Source organism: Prauserella salsuginis (assembly GCF_024648885.1).
Classification (GTDB): Bacteria; Actinomycetota; Actinomycetes; order Mycobacteriales; family Pseudonocardiaceae; genus Prauserella; species Prauserella salsuginis.
Window position 1 is genome coordinate 556503 of sequence record NZ_JANBBF010000011.1, and the last position, 17567, is coordinate 574069.

The 17567-nt window shown below is 71.3% G+C and carries 14 protein-coding genes and 1 pseudogene; 7 read left to right on the plus strand and 8 right to left on the minus strand.

Going from position 1 to position 17567, the window contains the following annotated elements; genetic code table 11:
- Positions 1–97: 97 nt before the first annotated feature.
- The 4 genes from LY40_RS17485 (at position 98) to LY40_RS26630 (ending at position 4054) form a co-directional block, all read left to right on the plus strand.
- Positions 98–1222: an NAD(P) transhydrogenase subunit alpha gene (locus LY40_RS17485; protein ID WP_183778231.1), complete on the plus strand. Its 1125-nt coding sequence runs from the start codon at positions 98–100 to the stop codon at positions 1220–1222.
- The gene (locus LY40_RS17490; RefSeq protein ID WP_183778228.1) at positions 1223–1555 is read left to right on the plus strand and encodes an NAD(P) transhydrogenase subunit alpha part 2; all 333 of its coding nucleotides are present in this window, start codon (positions 1223–1225) and stop codon (positions 1553–1555) included. It begins immediately after the preceding gene.
- Positions 1552–2943 (plus strand): NAD(P)(+) transhydrogenase (Re/Si-specific) subunit beta, encoded by a 1392-nt coding sequence (locus tag LY40_RS17495; RefSeq protein WP_183778226.1) that lies wholly within the window; start codon positions 1552–1554, stop codon positions 2941–2943. The genes LY40_RS17490 and LY40_RS17495 overlap by 4 nt, the downstream gene beginning before the upstream one ends.
- Before the next feature lie 346 nt (positions 2944–3289).
- The gene (locus tag LY40_RS26630) at positions 3290–4054 is read left to right on the plus strand and encodes a hypothetical protein (RefSeq protein ID WP_307876900.1); all 765 of its coding nucleotides are present in this window, start codon (positions 3290–3292) and stop codon (positions 4052–4054) included.
- A 32-nt stretch (positions 4055–4086) separates the two neighbouring features.
- Here the strand turns inward: LY40_RS26630 and LY40_RS26635 are convergent.
- Positions 4087–4365, minus strand: a pseudogene (locus tag LY40_RS26635) (Lsr2 dimerization domain-containing protein); the annotation flags it as partial.
- On the opposite strand from LY40_RS26635, the gene LY40_RS17505 reads away from it, so the two are divergent.
- Positions 4334–5740, plus strand: a complete 1407-nt coding sequence (locus tag LY40_RS17505) for a dihydrolipoyl dehydrogenase family protein (protein WP_258937447.1) — start codon at positions 4334–4336, stop codon at positions 5738–5740. The pseudogene LY40_RS26635 and the gene LY40_RS17505 overlap by 32 nt on opposite strands.
- 21 nt (positions 5741–5761) lie before the next feature.
- Here the strand turns inward: LY40_RS17505 and LY40_RS17510 are convergent, their stop codons facing one another.
- Complete coding sequence (locus tag LY40_RS17510) at positions 5762–7615, minus strand: hypothetical protein (protein WP_258937448.1); 1854 nt, start codon at positions 7613–7615, stop codon at positions 5762–5764.
- Positions 7616–7848: 233 nt separating this feature from the next.
- On the opposite strand from LY40_RS17510, the gene LY40_RS17515 reads away from it, so the two are divergent.
- Positions 7849–8340: a DUF3145 domain-containing protein gene (locus tag LY40_RS17515; RefSeq protein WP_258937449.1), complete on the plus strand. Its 492-nt coding sequence runs from the start codon at positions 7849–7851 to the stop codon at positions 8338–8340.
- A 126-nt stretch (positions 8341–8466) separates the two neighbouring features.
- Positions 8467–9060, plus strand: coding sequence for a hypothetical protein (locus LY40_RS17520; RefSeq protein ID WP_258937450.1), 594 nt, complete (start codon positions 8467–8469; stop codon positions 9058–9060).
- Between the two features lie 81 nt (positions 9061–9141).
- Here LY40_RS17520 and LY40_RS17525 read toward each other — a convergent pair whose 3' ends face one another.
- The 6 genes from LY40_RS17525 to aceE form a co-directional block, all read right to left on the minus strand.
- Positions 9142–10389, minus strand: a complete 1248-nt coding sequence (locus LY40_RS17525; RefSeq protein ID WP_258937451.1) for a beta-ketoacyl-[acyl-carrier-protein] synthase family protein — start codon at positions 10387–10389, stop codon at positions 9142–9144.
- Positions 10390–10424: 35 nt separating this feature from the next.
- On the minus strand, positions 10425–10670 hold the full coding sequence (locus LY40_RS17530) for an acyl carrier protein (RefSeq protein WP_183655120.1): 246 nt from the start codon (positions 10668–10670) through the stop codon (positions 10425–10427).
- 83 nt (positions 10671–10753) lie between these two features.
- On the minus strand, positions 10754–11728 hold the full coding sequence (locus LY40_RS17535; RefSeq protein ID WP_183778216.1) for a beta-ketoacyl-ACP synthase III: 975 nt from the start codon (positions 11726–11728) through the stop codon (positions 10754–10756).
- The gene (locus LY40_RS17540; RefSeq protein ID WP_258937452.1) at positions 11725–12630 is read right to left on the minus strand and encodes an ACP S-malonyltransferase; all 906 of its coding nucleotides are present in this window, start codon (positions 12628–12630) and stop codon (positions 11725–11727) included. The genes LY40_RS17535 and LY40_RS17540 overlap by 4 nt, the downstream gene beginning before the upstream one ends.
- A gap of 202 nt (positions 12631–12832) precedes the next feature.
- A complete protein-coding gene (locus LY40_RS17545) occupies positions 12833–14014 on the minus strand; it encodes a PucR family transcriptional regulator (RefSeq protein WP_183784753.1) in 1182 nt (393 codons plus the stop codon).
- A 745-nt stretch (positions 14015–14759) separates the two neighbouring features.
- Positions 14760–17567 (minus strand): pyruvate dehydrogenase (acetyl-transferring), homodimeric type, encoded by a 2808-nt coding sequence (gene aceE, locus LY40_RS17550; protein ID WP_183778212.1) that lies wholly within the window; start codon positions 17565–17567, stop codon positions 14760–14762.

The following is a 17567-nucleotide window of genomic DNA, read 5'->3' on the forward strand; positions in this document are numbered from 1 at the left end:
TCTACGCCACGCCTCCACGGCACACAAGAGGTGATCTCCGTTACATCATGGTCCATGATGGTGATCGACAGGTTCCTCGACGAGGAGGACGTGCAAGGTGGCAGGACCGCTGACGGTCGGTGTCGTGGCCGAGACGGCGCCGGGGGAACGACGGGTCGCACTGGTGCCGAAACTTGCCGAGCGCCTGGCAGGCCGGGGGCTGCGGGTCGTGATCGAACCGGGGGCGGGCAGCAGGGCGGGGCTGCCCGACGAGCTGTACACCGCCGCCGGTGCGGAGCTCGGGGCCGGGGCCTCCGGCGGTGACGCGGCCGATCCCCGTCGCAGCGACATCGTGCTCACCGTGACGCCACCGTCCGAGGAGGACATCGCGCGGCTCACGGCCGGCACCGTCCTCATCGGATTCCTCGACCCGCTCGGCGCCCCCGAACGGGTCCAGGCCCTCGACAGCGCCGGGATCGTCGCGCTGGCCGTCGAGTCGATCCCGCGGATCTCACGGGCACAGGCGATGGACGCGCTGTCGTCGCAGGCGAACGTCTCCGGGTATCGAGCCGCGCTGCTCGCGGCCCAGCTCGCGCCCCGGTTCTTCCCCATGCTCACGACAGCCGCAGGCACGGTGCCGCCAGCGACGGTGCTCGTGCTCGGCGCGGGCGTCGCCGGGCTGCAGGCACTCGCGACGGCGAAACGGCTCGGCGCACAGGCGACCGGCTACGACGTGCGTCCCGAGGTCGCCGAACAGGTGCGGTCGGTGGGTGCGCAGTGGCTGGACCTGGGCATCGAGGCGATCGGCGACGGCGGCTACGCCCGCGAACTCACCGACGACGAACGCGCCGAGCAGCAGCGCAGGCTCACCGAGGCCATCAGCGGCTTCGACGTCGTGATCACCACGGCGCTCGTGCCCGGCCGCACGGCGCCGACCCTCGTCACCGCCGACGCCGTGCGGGGGATGCGGCCCGGCAGCGTCGTCGTCGACCTGGCAGGGGCGACCGGCGGCAACTGCGAGCTGACCCAGCCCGGCGAGGACGTCGACGTCGGCGGCGTGACGATCAGCTCGCCGCTCAACCTGCCCGCCGGGATGCCGTTGCACGCCAGTGAGTTGTACGCACGCAACCTCGTCGAACTGATCGAACTGCTCGTGGACTCCGAGGGCCGGTTCGCGATCGATCCGGCCGACGAGATCGTCGCCGGCGCCTGTGTCGCCGGCAGGCCGGAGGAGGTGGCGTAGGTGCCGATCGAAAGCATCGCGATCCTGGTGCTCGCCGGATTCGTGGGCTACACCGTGATCTCCAAGGTGCCCAACACACTGCACACCCCACTGATGTCGGGGACGAACGCCATCCACGGCATCGTGCTGCTCGGCGGGCTCATCGTGCTCGGCCACGGCGTCGACGGGGTACTGAACAAGATCCTGCTGGTCGTGGCCATCGCCTTCGGGATGATCAACGTGGTGGGCGGATTCCTCGTCACCGACCGCATGCTCGGCATGTTCAAGCAACGGCCCGGCGGGCAACGGTCCGGCGGACGCGGTGCCGGCGGGCGTGAGGGGGGCGAGCAGTGACCACGCTCGTCTCCGTGCTCTACATCGTCGCGTTCGTCCTGTTCATCTACGGCCTCATGGGGATGACGGGGCCGCGCACCGCGGTCCGGGGCAACTGGATCGCGGCGGCCGGCATGGCGATCGCGGTCGTCGCGACACTGCTGCTGCCCGGCATGGGCAACTGGCTGCTCATCGCGCTCGGACTCGGTATCGGGGCGGTGATCGGCGTGCCCGCGGCCCGACGGGTGAAGATGACCGCGATGCCGCAGATGGTGGCCCTGTTCAACGGTGTCGGCGGCGGCGCGGTGGCGCTGATCGCGTGGGTGGAGTTCCGCGTGACCACCGGCTACGAGGACGAACCGCTGTACGTGGCGATCGCGTCGCTGTTCGCGGCGATCGTCGGCTCGGTGTCGTTCTGGGGCTCCGGTGTCGCGTTCGGCAAATTGCAGGAGATCCTTCCCGGCAGGCCGGTGACGCTGGGACGGTTGCAGCAGCCGCTGAACATCGTCCTGCTGGCGGCCTCCGTCGCGTTCGCCGTGATCATCGCCTCGGGCGGGCGGTCCGAATGGTTGATCATCGGCGTGCTGGTCGCCGCGGGCCTGATCGGTGTCATGGTGGTGCTGCCGATCGGCGGTGCCGACATGCCGGTGGTGATCTCGCTGCTCAACGCGTTCACCGGGCTGTCGGCCGCGGCGATGGGCCTCGCGCTGGACAACACGGCACTGATCGTCGCCGGCATGATCGTCGGCGCGTCCGGGTCGATCCTCACGAACCTCATGGCGCAGGCCATGAACCGCTCCATCCCGGCGATCCTCGCCGGCGGGTTCGGCGGGGCCGCTCCGGGTGGTGCGGCGACCGTGAGCGGCGCCGGGGGTCGCCCCGTGCGCAGCACCAGTACGGCCGACGCCGCGATCCAGCTCGCCTACGCCGGTCGCGTCATGGTCGTGCCCGGCTACGGGCTGGCGGTCGCCCAGGCGCAGCACGCCGTCCGTGAGATGGCCGACCTGCTGGAGGCCAAGGGCATCGACGTGGCCTACGCCGTGCACCCCGTCGCCGGGCGTATGCCGGGGCACATGAACGTGCTGCTGGCCGAGGCCGATGTGCCGTACGAGGCGCTGAAGGAGATGGACGAGAGCAACTCGGCGTTCCCGCAGGTGGACGTGTCGCTCGTGATCGGCGCGAACGACGTGACCAATCCGGCCGCACAGTCCGATCCGAGTTCCCCGATCTACGGCATGCCGATCCTCAACGTCACGTCGAGCCGGTCGGTGATCGTGCTGAAACGCTCCATGGGTTCCGGGTTCGCGGGCATCGACAACGCCCTGTTCACCGACGAGAAGACGGCCATGCTGTTCGGCGACGCCAAGGAATCCGTCGGCGGCATCGTCGAAGAGCTGAAGGCGTTGTGAGCCGGTACGGTCATGTGTGCGGCCCGAAACCGGTGAGTGCCGGCACGGTGAGCGACCGGTGAAGGGCCCGGTATGAACGCCCGCCGCGAACGGCTCGGTGTTGACGGCCCGCCGCGAACAGCCTGCCGCGCACAGCCCGTTGTGAACAGCCCGTTGTGAACAGTCGAGTGCCGGTGGGTGGCCGGGAGCTCAGTGGGCGGCCGAGAACGTGACCTGCGGGATCGGCGGCTTCGGGCGTGCCTTCCCGGTGGAATGCTCCGGGGCGGACTGCGGCTCCGGGGAGGACTGCGACCCCGCCGTGGCTTGCGGTTCCGCGGCCGGCTGAGGAGCGGGGGGCTGAGGAGCGGTGGGCTTCTCGGGCGCGGTCTTCGTGGCTGTGGTTTTCGCTGTGGTGGTTTTCGCGGTGGCCGGGCCCTGCTTGGCGGTGGAGGTCGTCGCGGCAGTCGAGCCTGTCGTGGCCGCCGACGTCTTCTTGGCCGCCGAGTTTTTCTTGGCGGCCGACGTCTTCTTGGCTGTCGCGGTCTTCTTGGTTCTCGACGTCGTGGTGTCCGCCGAGTCCTCGCCGGTGGTCGGGGTCGTCGCCGCGGTCGTGGTTTCCGGGGCGGTCGTGGTCGTCGCGGCGCGCTTCCTCGTGGTGGTCTTCGCGGCACCGCGCGCGGTCGAACCGGATTTCGCCGCGCCGGTCTTGGCCGCGCCGGTCTTGGCCGCGCCGGATTTCGCCGCGCCGGCCTTCGTGGCTGCGGTCTTGGCCGCCGAAGCCTTCGAGGTGGTGGCCTTCGAGGTGGTGGTCTTGCGCGCCGTCTTCGGTGTCGTCGCCGTGGTTGCGCCGGGCGAGTCCGTGGCGGTCGTCGTCGCGGCTGCGGACTTGCTCGTGGCGGCCTTGCTCGCGGCGGCCTTGCTCGCGGCGGTCTTCTTCGCGGTGGCCTTGGTCTCGGTCGTCTTCTTCGCGGTGGTGTTCTTCTCGGCGGTCTTCTTCGTAGCCGGTTGCGTGGCGGCGGCCCGTTTCGAAACCGTCTTCGTCCCCGGCGCCGCGGCTGTGCCGGAGGAGCGGGAAGTGATCATCCGGCGGGGACTCTTGCGCCCGCCGGTGCGGCGTCCGCTGTCGGCGTAGCGGGTGAGGGTGGTGCGCAGAATCTCGGCGTTGGCCGTGGCCAGGTCGATCTCGTAGTGAACGCCATCGAGCGCGAACCGCACCATCTCGTGGGCGGGTTCGCCACTGATGTCGTCGAGCACCTCGACCGCCGTGTTCCGTGCCACCAACGTCCTCCGCGTTTTCGTGTGTGCGCGGGCGTTCCCGCCGTCCCGTGGGCCGTCGGCCCGCGTTGTCCGCTCCCTGGCGAGGGTAGTTGCCGGGTTGCGGGGGAGTGCGCGGTGGTGTGCGCTCGACGGTATGGCACAGCATGCGTATGACGTCGTGGTCATCGGAGCCGGTCCGGTCGGGGAGAACGCGGCCGCCCGTGCCGTGGGTGGCGGTCTGACCGTTGCCCTCGTCGATCACGAACGGTTCGGCGGGGAGTGTTCGTACTGGGCGTGTATCCCGAGTAAGGCGTTGTTGCGACCGGGAAATCTGCTCGCGGCGGTGCGGCGCATGCCGGGGGTCGACCACGACGGCGGGCTCGACCCGGCCGCGGTGTTCGCCCGCCGTGATGCGTTCACCAACGGCGGGGACGACAGTGCACAGGTCGACTGGGTCCGCAGTGCGGGTATCGAGCCGGTACGCGGGCACGCGCGGATCACCGGGGAGCGGGAGGTGACCGTCGGTGGTGACGTGTTCCACGCGCGGCAGGCCGTGATCGTGTGCACCGGCAGTGTGGTGCGGATGCCGTCGGTTGCGGGACTCGAGCAACTGCCCGGCGAGTTGGTGTGGACGTCGCGGGATGCGACCACGGCGTCGGCCGTGCCGAAGCGGCTGGCGGTGCTGGGTGGTGGTGTGGTCGGTACGGAGATGGCGCAGGCGTGGGCGCAGCTGGGCGCCGAGGTGCACCTGCTGATGACCGGACCGCGACCGCTGCCCGCCTACCCTGAGTTCGCCGGGGACGCGGTCGCCGACGGGCTCCGTTCCGCCGGTGTCCGGCTGTATCCGGACACCACAGCCGAACAGGTGTCCGAAGTGGATGGCGCAGACGTGGGTGCCGTGCGGATCGCGCACAAGGGTGATGTCGTCGACGCCGACCGGCTGTTGATCGCCACGGGCCGCAAGCCTGCGACGGCGGAGCTCGGACTCGACGCCGTGGGACTGGAACCGGGCGATCCGATGCCGGTCGACGACAACGGTCTCGTGTCCGGAGTGGACGGCGGCTGGCTGTACGCCGCCGGTGACGTCACCGGCCGTGCTCCGCTGACGCACCAGGGCAAGTACCAGGCACGCATCGTCGGCGACGTCGTGGCTGCGGCGGCCCGCGGGGACACCGTGTACCGGTCGCCGTGGAGCTCCCACACCACGACCGCCGACCACCACGCGGTGCCGCAGGTGGTGTTCACCGACCCCGAGGTGGCCTCGGTCGGCGTGCGCGAGCCCGCGGGAGCGGGACAGCGGGCCGTGGAACTGGACATCGCGGTCGCGGGATCCGCGCTCCAGGCCGACGACTACGCGGGCCGGTTGCGCGCGATCGTCGACACGCGGCGGGACGTGCTTCTCGGCATGACGTTCGTCGGCCCCGACACCGCCGAGCTGTTGCACGGCGCCACGATCGCCATCGTCGGCGAGGTGCCGCTGCACCGGCTGTGGCACGCCGTGCCGGCATTCCCGACCATCAGCGAGGTCTGGCTCCGGTTGCTGGAGGAGTACGGCCTGTGACGGGGCCGCGGGTCGGCGCGTTCAGTCGTTGAGCTTCACCAGGCCGAGCGCGGCCTCGGCGGCTTCGGCGACCTCGGATGAGTCGTCCGAGGCGCGGTCCCGCGGCGACGCCAGCACGAGCCGCACCGTGGACCCTTCGAGATCGCTGACGTAGGCGGCGCCCGACCAGTCCGGTGCGGGCGGCGTCCACCGGCCGGATGCGGTCGCGAGGTCACGGATCGTGCCGGTGCCCGGGGTGTCGGCGACCTGGAGGAATCGCTGCGCCGCCTGCTCGTCGGGGAAGGTGAGGGCGGCCACCGAGACGGCTACGTCGGTGCCACCGACCGTGGTGTCGAAACTGCCACGGCGCAGTTCCGTGCATCCGCCGTCGGCCAGTGCCACGCTCAGGTCGCCCACCGCATGCGCTGCGCACTCCTCGGTGAGCTGTGCCGCGCGCTGAGTGAACTCCAACCCGCCCGCACGCATGCGGATCGGCTGGTGCTCCTCGTCCCCGCCGCCCATGACGCTGAACGTGATGATCACGACGAGGGCCACGACGAACACGGCACCGGCTGTGATCCACCGCCACGTCCGCGCCGACAATCGCCGCCACCAGGGCTGCCGCGCCGCGCCGACCCGCATCGGCGCCCCTCCGGCGGGAGCACCCGCGGCGGGCGCGGCCCGCGACCCCCGGTTCGCACCGGGCCGGGTGGTTCCGGTCTGCGTGGCCGCCGACTGTGTGGCTGCTGACTGTGTGGCTGCGGGCGGTCCGGACGGTTGAGCCTGCATGCCCGCCTGGGGCGGGTGCCCGGTCGGGGGCGCCGCCATCGGGAAAGGGACGGAGCCGGCGGTCCGCGCACCGGGCTGTGTCCCCGGTGCCGCCGCGGCCTGACGGCCGGCCGCCTGTTGCGCATCGGCGGGCGGAGCCGGTGCCGCCCGCCCGGGCGTGGCGGGCTGTGTGGGCGGCACCGTGGCGGGCGCGCTCGCCGCGGTCGGGGTGGCGGTGGTCGACGCCGTGGCCGGCGCGCCGCCGCCCGTGGCGGTCGGAGCCGTGGTGCTCGGGCTCGGGGCCGTGGTGCTGGGGGTCGGGGCCGGAGCCAGGGTGCCGGCACTTCCGTCCTGCCCGTGATCCCCCTGTCCGGCCGTCGCAGGTGCGGCCACACCGGCCACACCGGCCACACCGGCGGCGCCGGGCCACGCTGCGGCAGGCCACGCTGTGGCAGGCGAGGCTGTGGCAGGCGGTGACGTGGCAGGCGGTGTCGTGGCAGCCGAGGTCGTGGGGGCGAAACCCTCACCGGCGAGAGTGTCGTCGTCGAACTCGGTGTCGGGGGACAGTGCGGCGACGACGGCACGCGCCTGCTCGACCGTGAGCGGCTGCGGTGCGAAGGACAGGGAGACGATCGAGGCCAGCAGGCTCGTCGAGGTCGGATACACGATGCGGACCGGGCCGGAGAGTTCGTCGGCCGGCTGTTCGACGTGCTCGACGAACGGTCCCACGGCGATGATCGTCCCGACCGCGGTGCCGGGGGAGCCGACTGCCGTCCGGACTCGCTCCGCCACCCGGTCGGACACCGCCAGCGCCTCGGTGGAGGGGTTCCCCGCGTCCGAACCGGAGTCGTCGTCGCTGCGGGTGAGTGGCCAGTCGTCGGCCTTCCACACGCCGCGCAACGGCGCTTCCAGTCTGATGGCCGGATCGGGCAGGTCGACGCCGACGACGACCACGACGCCATGACCTGTGATGATCACCGCGTCGACCGGGGTGTCCGTCCCCGGAGGTTGCACACCGACCAAGCCGACTCCGCCGACCCTGTCGTCGCCGCGTCCGAGGGAGGTCAGCGCCGCACGGATGTCCGGCGAGATCTGCGCGGGACGGGTCGAGAACCGGACGAGTCGCACCCCTCATGCCTCCCTGCGCCTGGCGAACTGGCATCGGGAATCTACCGGCTCGCCGGGTGGGACGGGTCCACCTGGCCCAGGTCGAGGTGTGAACTGTGGGGTCCGTGTGGCGCAATGGGCTCCTGCGGTGCAAAATGTGCGAGAGAAAACTGAAGCGGTGTTCATGCACTGGGCTCGGCGGGTTCGCGAGGTCGTAGGGGAAGACGCCCCTCGTCGAACAGCGGAGGTCAGCAGTGAGCACACGTGGCGTTGTGTACGTCCACTCGTCGCCGTCTGCGGTGTGTCCGCACGTCGAGTGGGCGATTTCAGGCACGCTCAGCACGCGTGCCGAGTTGCGCTGGACTGCGCAGCCTGCGGCACCCGGCCAGCTGCGCGCGGAATGCGAGTGGCGCGGTCCGGCGGGGACCGCGGGCAAGCTGGCCGGCGCGCTCAAGGCGTGGCCGATGGTCCGGTTCGAGATCACCGAGGAACCCAGTCCGGGCGTCGATGGTCAACGTTTCTGTCACGTGCCCGGCCTGGGCCTGTGGCACGCACGTACCAGTGCCAACGGCGACATCGTGGTGCCCGAGGACCAGCTGCGCAGCCTGGTCGCCAAGAGCCGCGCCTCCGAGCAGCTCGCGCACAAGATCGACGAATTGCTCGGGGCGGGCTGGGACGAGGCGCTCGAGCCGTTCCGGCACGCCGGGGACGGGGCACCGGTGACGTGGCTGCACCAGGTCGGCTGATCGGTCGGACGGCCGGTCCGGTCGGCTGAGGGCGTTCGCCCGGGCGCGCCGCGGGCCCACGGGCCGGTGCGGCGTGGTCGGCCGTTCGCCGGGCACGAGGTGCCGTGAGAGCAGTAGTCTGGACCGGTGCCGACCACGTCTCTACCGCACCGGCGCTGGCTGGTGCCGGTGCTCGTCGCGGTCGTGGCGCTGACTGTCGGGGGCGGACTCGTCGCACGGGAGGTGTACCAGTCGCCGTCCCGGACGTCGCGGCCCGCGGCCCCGGCGACTTCCGCCGCACCGAACTCGGTGGAACCGGCCGATCAGCCCGGCCCCACGCGAGTGCAGCTCACGAGCGATGCGGCCGCCCATCCGGACGCCAAGGTCGTGCGTGGTGTGCTGCAGAACTATTTCGACGCCATCAACCGGCGTGACTACGACCTGTGGGTCACGACGGTCGTCGCCGAACGCGCCGCGCTGCAGAGCGAACAGGAGTGGCGGGAGAACTACCGCAGCACCCAGGACGGCAGTATCCGGGTGTATCGGATCGAAGCCGCACCCGACGACGGGCTGACGGCGCTGCTCGGCTTCACAAGCCTGCAGGACGCCGCGGACGCGCCGGACGATCTGCAGTCCGACTGCATCCGCTGGCGCCTGGCGTTCCCGCTCACAAAGGCGGAAGGGGATTGGCGGATCGGCACGGTCCCGCCGGGGACGGTGCCGGAACAATCCCGCTGCTGACGCGGGCGCGCTGTCGGCTCGGACCAGCAATCCTCCGGACAACTGGCCCGAGCCGACAGTCGGTGTTCAGACCATCGCCGTTCAGGCTGTGGTGAACAGCAGCGCGGTGTTGTGGCCGCCGAAGCCGAACGAGTTGCTGATCGCCGCCGACAGCGCCACCTTGCGCGGTTCGCCGGCGACGACGTCGAGCTCCACCTTCGGGTCGAGCTCGCCGAGGTTGAGGGTCGCCGGCACGATGCCGTGGTAGATCGACAGCAGCGTGGCGATGCCTTCGACCGCGCCCGCACCGCCGACCAGGTGGCCGAGCGCGCTCTTCGGTGCGGTCACCACCGGGTGGTCGCCGAGCGCCGCACGGATGGCTGCGGCCTCGCCGACGTCGCCGACCACCGTCGACGTCGCGTGCGCGTTGACGTGCCCCACGTCGCGGGCGGTGATGCCGGCATGCTCGATGGCCTCGCGCATCGCCGCGATCTGGCCGATGCCGTCCGGGTGGTTGCCCGTGATGTGGTAGGCGTCCGACGTGATGCCGGTGCCGGCGACCTTGCCGTACACGCGCGCTCCGCGCGCTTCGGCGTGGGCCGCGCTCTCCAGCACCACGACGCCCGCACCCTCGCCGAGCACGAACCCGTCGCGGTCGACGTCGAACGGCCGTGAGGCGTGTTCCGGGTCGTCGTTGCGGGTCGACACGGTGCGCGCCTGTGCGAACCCCGCGATCGTGATCGGGTGGATGCACGCCTCGGCGCCACCGGCGACCACCACGTCGGCCTTGCCGGAGCGGATCATGTCGAAGGCCTTCGCGATACCTTCCGCGCCCGACGCGCACGCCGACGCGGGCGAATGCACGCCGGCACGGGCCCGGAGCTCGATGCCGACATGAGCGGCGGGCCCGTTCGGCATCAGCATCGGCACGGTCAGCGGCGACACCTTCCGCATGCCGTGCTGTTCGAGGTTGTCGTCCTGCTCGAGCAGCGTCACCGGACCGCCGATGCCGGTCCCGATCGACACGCCGAGCCGTTCCGGTTCGACGTCCTCGCCGTCGTCGGACGGCAGGGCGAACCCTGCGTCCTCCCAGGCCTGCCACGCCGCGATGAGCGCGACCTGCTCACAGCGATCGAGCCGCCGGGCCCGCACGCGCGGGATCTTCTCGGTCGGCTCCTCGGCGAGGGTGGCGCCGATGCGGACCGGGAGATCGTAGGTCTCCGCCCAGTCCGTCTCGAGGGCGCGAACGCCGCTGCGCCCGGCGAGCAGACCGTCCCAAGTGGACGTCACATCCGGTCCGAGCGGCGTGGTCGCACCGATACCGGTGATCACGACGTCGGTGTTGCTCATGTGGGGTCTCCCCGAGGTAGCCGGCCGAGTGGCGTTTACTTGGAGTTGGCGGCGACGTAGTCCACGGCGTCGCCGACCGTCTTCAGGTTCGCGAGTTCGTCGTCCGGGATCTTCACGCCGAAACGGTCCTCGGCCTGCACGGCGATCTCGACCATGGACAGCGAGTCGATGTCGAGGTCGTCCACGAACGACTTCTCGGCGGTCACGTCGTCCTTGGCGACACCGGCGACCTCCTCGACGATCTCGGCGAGTCCGGTCAGCAGCTCCGTCTTGTCAGCCACTTTGGTGTTCCTTTCGTTGCTTGTGGATAGATGGTCGGGACGAACACTAACGGACCAGGCCGCTTCGTCGTCCGCGTTTCGGGTTAAGGGCAGATGAGGACCTGTCCCGCATACGACAGACCGGCGCCGAAACCGACGGCCAGTACGACGTCGCCCGACGAGACGGTGCCCGCCGCGCGCATGTGGTCGAGCGCGAGGGGGATCGACGCCGACGAGGTGTTGCCGGAGTAGCGGATGTCGTCGGCGACCACCATGTCATCGCGCGCCCCCTGGGCCCGCAGCCGCTTGGCGATCGACTCGACGATGCGCAGGTTGGCCTGATGCGGGATCAGCACGTCCACATCGGATAGCGCGAGGCCCGCACGCTCGACGGCCTCCGTCGCGACGGGGGCGATCTGCGTGGTCGCCCAGCGGAACACCGACTGTCCCTCCTGGAACAGGTACTTGTGTTCGCGCATGTAGATCATGTCGACCTGGTCGCCCGCGCTGCCCCACGACACCGGTCCGATGCCCGGTTCGTCCGACGGTCCGACCAGCGCCGCACCCGCACCGTCGGCGAAGATGATCGCCGTCGAGCGGTCGGCCGGGTCGACGACGTCGGTGAGCTTCTCGGCGCCGATGACCAGGACCTTGCCTGCCGAACCGCCGCGGATCAGGTCGGAGGCGAGCGCCAGCCCGTAGCAGAACCCGGCGCACGCGGCGTTGATGTCGAACGCGCCGGCACCCGCGATCCCGATCCGGTCGGCTACCTGAGCGGCCGCGTTGGGGATGGGGGAGGGCATCGTGCAGTTCGGCAGGATGACCGTGTCGACCTCGGAGGGGTCCGTGCCCGCGTCGGCGAGCGCCTTCGCTCCCGCGGTGACGGCCATGTCGACCAGTCGCTCGTCCTCGCTCGCGAAGCGGCGTTCCACGATGCCGACGCGCTCGCGGATCCACTGGTCGCTGGTGTCCATGTGCTGCGCGAGCTCGTCGTTGGTCACCGCCCGGTCGGGCTGCGTGCTGCCGATGCCGAGTACGCGGGTCGCGGCGGGTCCCTGCCGGAGGGTCAGCGCGCTCATGCGGCGGGGTCCACGTCGTCGATGTCACCGGGCTTCTTGAGTGCGACCGTGGAGGTGACGGTGCCCTTGAGTTCGCGGCGGACGAGACCGCTCAGCGTCCCCGCGGGCGGCAGTTCCGCGGTGGCGGTTACGCCGAGGCCGGTGAGGCCCCGCATCGTCAGGTCCCACCGCACCGGCTTCGTGACCTGCGCGACGAGGCGGTCCAGGTACTCGGCGCCGTCGGTGACGACGGCGCCGTCGGCGTTCGACAGCAGCGGCCGGGTGGGGTCGGCGGGGGAGAGGCTCGCGACGTGCTCCCGCAGCGTCTCCTCGGCCGGGGCCATGTACCGGGTGTGGAACGCGCCGGCCACCTGCAGCGGGCGCACCTTCGTGCCCGCCATCGGCTCGGCGACGATCGCCTCGATCGCCTCGGCCGAGCCGGACGCCACGATCTGGCCCGCCCCGTTGCGGTTGGCCGCTGCGAGGTCGTGGTCGGCCAGCCAGGCGACGACCTCGTCCGGGTCGCCCAGCATGACGGCCGCCATGCTGGTGGGCTCGAGCGCGCAGGCCTTGGCCATCGCGGCGCCGCGTGCGGCCGCCAGCGCGACGGCCTCCTCCGCGGGGAACACACCGGCGATCGCGGCTGCGGCCAGCTCACCCACCGAGTGGCCGGCCACGGGCGCGTCGGAGGGTGTCTCGGGCAGGTACTCGGCGGCCAGCAGCGAGGCGGCCACGGTCAGCGGCTGGGTGATCGCGGTGTCGCGGATCTCCTCGGCGCCGGCCTCGGTGCCGAGGTGGACGAGGTCGAGGCCTGTCCTCTCGGACCACTCCTGTAGCCGCCGGCGGGCACCGTCGAGTTCGAGCCAGTCGTTGAGCATGCCAGGGGATTGCGCACCCTGGCCCGGGCATAGCAGCGCGATCACGTCACCAGACAACACGCTGGCGGGTCGGTGCGGGGATGCCGACGCTTCACGAACTCGGGCCGCCTCGGTTGTGGGAAGCCTACAAACGTTTTCTGCGTCCGCCGTTGTCCTGCGAGATCACCTTGTCGGTTCTGCGCAGTTCGATCGTGGTCCGGGGCATGATCGTGATCGTTGTCACGGCACCCGGCGGGACGGTGGGCGGTCACCACTGGCTGCGGGCACCGGCGAGCCTGCTCGCGGCCAGCGCCACGCGCAATACGAGTGCATCCCGAGGATCGGCGGCGTTGCGGCCGGTCAGTTCGGCGGCCTTGCGCAGCCGGTAGCGCACCGTGTTCGGGTGCACGAACAGCTGGCGGGCGCACATCTCGAGGACACCGCCGGTCTCCAGATATCCCTCGACGGTGGCCAGCAGCGCGGGGCCCGCCTCCTCCAGTGGCTTGGCGATCTCGTCGACGAGCCGCCGTTCCGCGGACGGGTCACCCGCGAGGGCGCGTTCGGGCAGCAGGTCGACCGAGCGCACCGGACGCGGCGCGCCGGGCCACGCGACGACCGCGCGCATGGCCGACAGGGCTTCGGCGGCGCTGGCGTGTGCCTCGCCCAGGCCTGCGACCGTCGGTCCCGCGACGATCGGCCCGTCGCCGAACGCCGCCGCCAGGGTGTCCAACAGGGCGCCGTCGCGGGCCTGCTCGTCGTCCGCGCCGCCCGCCACCACGACGAGCCGGGTGCCCTGTACCCCCAGCAGGACGGGACAACCGGCGCGCGCGGCCCGGCTGCGCACTTCGAACACGACGGTCGGTGGATCGTCCGACGGCGACGTGCCGACCATCACCGTCGCACTGGCCGCGGGGTCCCAGCCGAGCGCGGCAGCGCGTGAGAGCACCGACTCCTCGGCGTCGCCGCGCACGATGCCGTCGACGACGAGCGCCTCCAGGCGGGCGTCCCACGCGCCCCGGGCCTCCGCGGCCGCGGCGTAGGAGCTCGCGGCGGCGAACGCCACCTCGCGGCCGTAGCGCAGGATGCCTTCGACGAGCGCGGCGTTCTCCGCCTCGTCCGCGGCGAAATCGGGCAGCTGCTGTTCGAAGACCTCGATCGCCAGCCGTACCAGCCCGACGGTCTGGCGCAGGCTGATCCAGCGCGAGAGGTCGCGCGGGGCGGCGCGGAACGCTTCGGTCGTCAGTTCCAGGGCGTGTTCGGGGTCCCGTAGCCAGCGGACGAACCCCGCAGCGCCGGTCTGGGTGATGAGCAGGACGCTGGCGCGCTGGTCGGCGGGCAGCCTGCTGAACCAGGACAGCCGCTCCTCCATGGCGGCGACGCTGGCCTTGGCGAGGCTGCCCGAGGCGCGCTCCAGCTCGCGCAGCGTCCGGGCCGACAGCCGGTTCGGCATCCCCGTGATGCCCGGTTCCGGATCGGGCGACGACGCCGGGGTCGCGTCGGCCGGAGTCGGGTCGGTCGGGGTCGGGTTCGCCGGGGTCGGGGACTTGGCGCGTGAGGCTTTTCCGGCCTTCGCGGGTGTCGGCCCCGTCGAGGCCTTGGGGGTGGTCGGGGACGCCGTTCTCGCGCCCCTGTTCGACCGGGTGCGCCGGGGATCGTCGGAGGTCATTTGCCTGCGATCGTACGTCGCCCGCGGTCGGAGCGGCCACGGCGGAGCGGCACCCGCCGAGCCGGTCGCGCCCGCAGGGGCGGCCACGGCGGAGCGGTCGCGCCCCTCGGGGTCGCCGGGCACCGGCCGGCGTGGTGGCCCCGGCCGGCCCTGCGGTGCGGCGACCCCGGTGTGCTCTGCGAAACCGGCAGACCCTGCGACCCTGCGAAACCGGCAGGCCCGCGAAACCGGCACGGCCGACCCGCGAAACCGGGAGACCCGCGAAACCGGCAGACCATGCAAGTCCGGCGGGCCCGCGAAACCTGCAGATCATGCGAAACCGCCCGATGCGGCGATGAATCGCTGCATCGGGCGGTTTCGTTCTCCCCGGTCCCCACCGGTGATTCCACTATGGACCGGCGAGATCGTTGCTGGCCAGGGGCCTCACTCGTTCGTGGAACGACCTCACGCGAACGGCGAAACCGCCCGCGCGATGGCCTCACTTTCAGTGGTGGGCGTCATCCTTTTCGTCCGGAAACTCCTGCGGAGATCAGGCCACACCGGAGTCGGACGTCTGCGGTCCGGCCGCGCCGACGTCGTCGATCCGATACTGCTGTGCCGCACGGGACACCGTGGCCTGGTCGACCGCGCCCTGCTTCGCCAACGCCGTGAGCACGCCGACCGTGATCGACTCGGCGTCGACCAGGAAGTGGCGGCGCGCCGCCGGGCGCGTGTCGGAGAAGCCGAAGCCGTCGGTACCGAGCGTGAGCATGTCGCCGGGCACCCACGGGCGGATCAGGTCCGGCACCGCCCGCATCCAGTCGGACACCGCCACGAACGGACCGTCCGCGCCCTGCAGCGCCTCGGTCACGTACGGCACACCCGGCGTCTCGCCCGGGTTCAGGAAGTTGTCCCGGTCCACGTCCACGGCGTCGCGGCGCAGCTCCGTCCACGACGTGGCCGACCACACCGCGGCGCGCACGCCCCACTCGTCGAGCAGCATCTGCTGCGCCCGCAGCGCGTCGGGCATCGTCACGCCGGAGACCAGGATCTGCGCCTCCGGACCGTTGCCCGCCGGTGCCTCGGCGTAGCGGTACAGGCCCTTGAGCAGGCCGTCCACGTCGAGCCCCTCCGGCTCGGCCGGCTGCTGGTACGGCTCGTTGTAGATGGTGAGGTAGTAGAAGACGTTCTCGCCGTTGCCGTCGGGGCCGGTCTCGCCGTACATGCGGCGCAGGCCGTCCTTGACGATGTGGGCGATCTCGAACGACCACGCGGGGTCGTACGTCACCGCGGCCGGGTTCGTGGCCGACAGCAGGATGGAGTGGCCGTCGGCGTGCTGCAGGCCCTCACCCGTGAGGGTGGTGCGGCCCGCGGTGGCGCCCAGCACGAAGCCGCGCGCCATCTGGTCGGCCGCGGCGTACAGGCCGTCGCCGGTGCGCTGGAACCCGAACATCGAGTAGAAGATGTAGATCGGGATCATCGGCTCGCCGTGCGTGGCGTAGGACGTGCCGATCGCCGTGAACGACGCCGTGGAGCCCGCCTCGTTGATGCCCTCGTGCAGCAGCTGACCCTGCTCGGACTCCTTGTAGGCCAGCATCAGCTGCGCGTCGACCGAGGTGTAGGTCTGCCCGTGCGGGTTGTAGATCTTGTTCGTGGGGAACATCGAGTCGAGGCCGAAGGTGCGCGCCTCATCAGGGATGATCGGCACGATGCGCTGGCCGAGCTCGGCGTCCTTGGCCAGCTCGCGCACGAGCCGGACGAACGCCATCGTCGTGGCGACCTCCTGTTTGCCCGACCCCTTCCGGATCGTGTCGTAGACCTTGTCGCCAGGCAGCGTGAGCGGCTTGGCGCGGGCGGGACGGCGCTCCGGCACGTAACCGCCGAGGGTCTTGCGGCGGCCCTGCATGTACTCGATCTCGGGCGAGTTCTCACCCGGGTGGTAGTACGGCGGCAGTTTCGGGTCGCGCTCGAGTTCCTCGTCGCTGATCGGGATGCGCTGGGCGTCCCGGAACGTCTTGAGGTCGTCGAGGGTCAGCTTCTTCATCTGGTGCGTGGCGTTGCGGCCCTCGAACGCCGGGCCCAGGCCGTAGCCCTTGATCGTGTGGGCGAGGATCACGGTCGGCTGGCCGTGGTGCTCCATCGCCGCCTTGTAGGCCGCGTACACCTTGCGGTAGTCGTGCCCGCCGCGCTTGAGGTTCCAGATGTCGGCGTCGGAGAGGTCCTTGACGAGGTCCTTCGTGCGCGGGTCGCGGCCGAAGAAGTGCTCGCGGACGTAGGCGCCGTCGTTGGCCTTGTACGTCTGGAAGTCACCGTCAGGGGTGACGTTCATGAGGTTGACCAGCGCGCCGTCGCGGTCGCCGTGCAGCAGCGCGTCCCACTCGCGGCCCCAGACGACCTTGATGACGTTCCAGCCCGCACCGCGGAAGTAGGCCTCCAGCTCCTGGATGATCTTGCCGTTGCCGCGGACCGGACCGTCGAGGCGCTGCAGGTTGCAGTTGATGACGAAGGTCAGGTTGTCGAGGCCCTCGCCCGCGGCGACGTGGATGAGGCCGCGTGATTCCGGCTCGTCCATCTCGCCGTCGCCGAGGAACGCCCACACGTGCTGGTCGCTGGTGTCCTTGATGCCGCGGGCGTGCAGGTAGCGGTTGAATCGCGCCTGGTAGACGGCGTTCATCGGGCCGAGGCCCATCGACACCGTCGGGTACTCCCAGAACTCGGGCATCAGCCGCGGGTGCGGGTACGACGGCAGGCCGCCGCCCTCACCCGCGTGGGAGAACTCCTGGCGGAAGCCGTCCATCTGGTCGGCGGTGAGCCTGCCTTCGAGGAAGGCGCGGGCGTAGATGCCGGGGGAGGCGTGGCCCTGGATGAAGACGTGGTCACCGCCGCCCGAGTGGTCCTTGCCCCGGAAGAAGTGGTTGAAGCCCACCTCGTACAACGCCGCCGACGAGGCGTACGTGGAGATGTGCCCGCCCACGCCGACGCCGGGGCGTTGCGCCCGGTGCACCATGACGGCCGCGTTCCACCGGATGTAGGCGCGGTAGCGGCGCTCGAGCTCCTCGTCGCCGGGGAACCACGGCTCGTTCTCGGTGGGGATGCTGTTGACGTAGTCCGTCTCGGTGAGCGGAGCGACGCCGACGTTGCGCTCCCGTGCCCGTTCCAGTACCCGCAGCAGCAGGTACCGGGCGCGCTGCATGCCGCCGGTGGCCAGCGCTGCGTCGAAGGAGTCGAGCCATTCGCCCGTCTCCTCCGGGTCGATGTCGGGCAGGTGTGCCGCCAGGCCGTTGCGGATCACGTGGACGCGCGCCGGGTTGCCCTGGCCGGTGTCGTCGCGCCCGGCCTTGTCGTTCTGCGGGGCCAA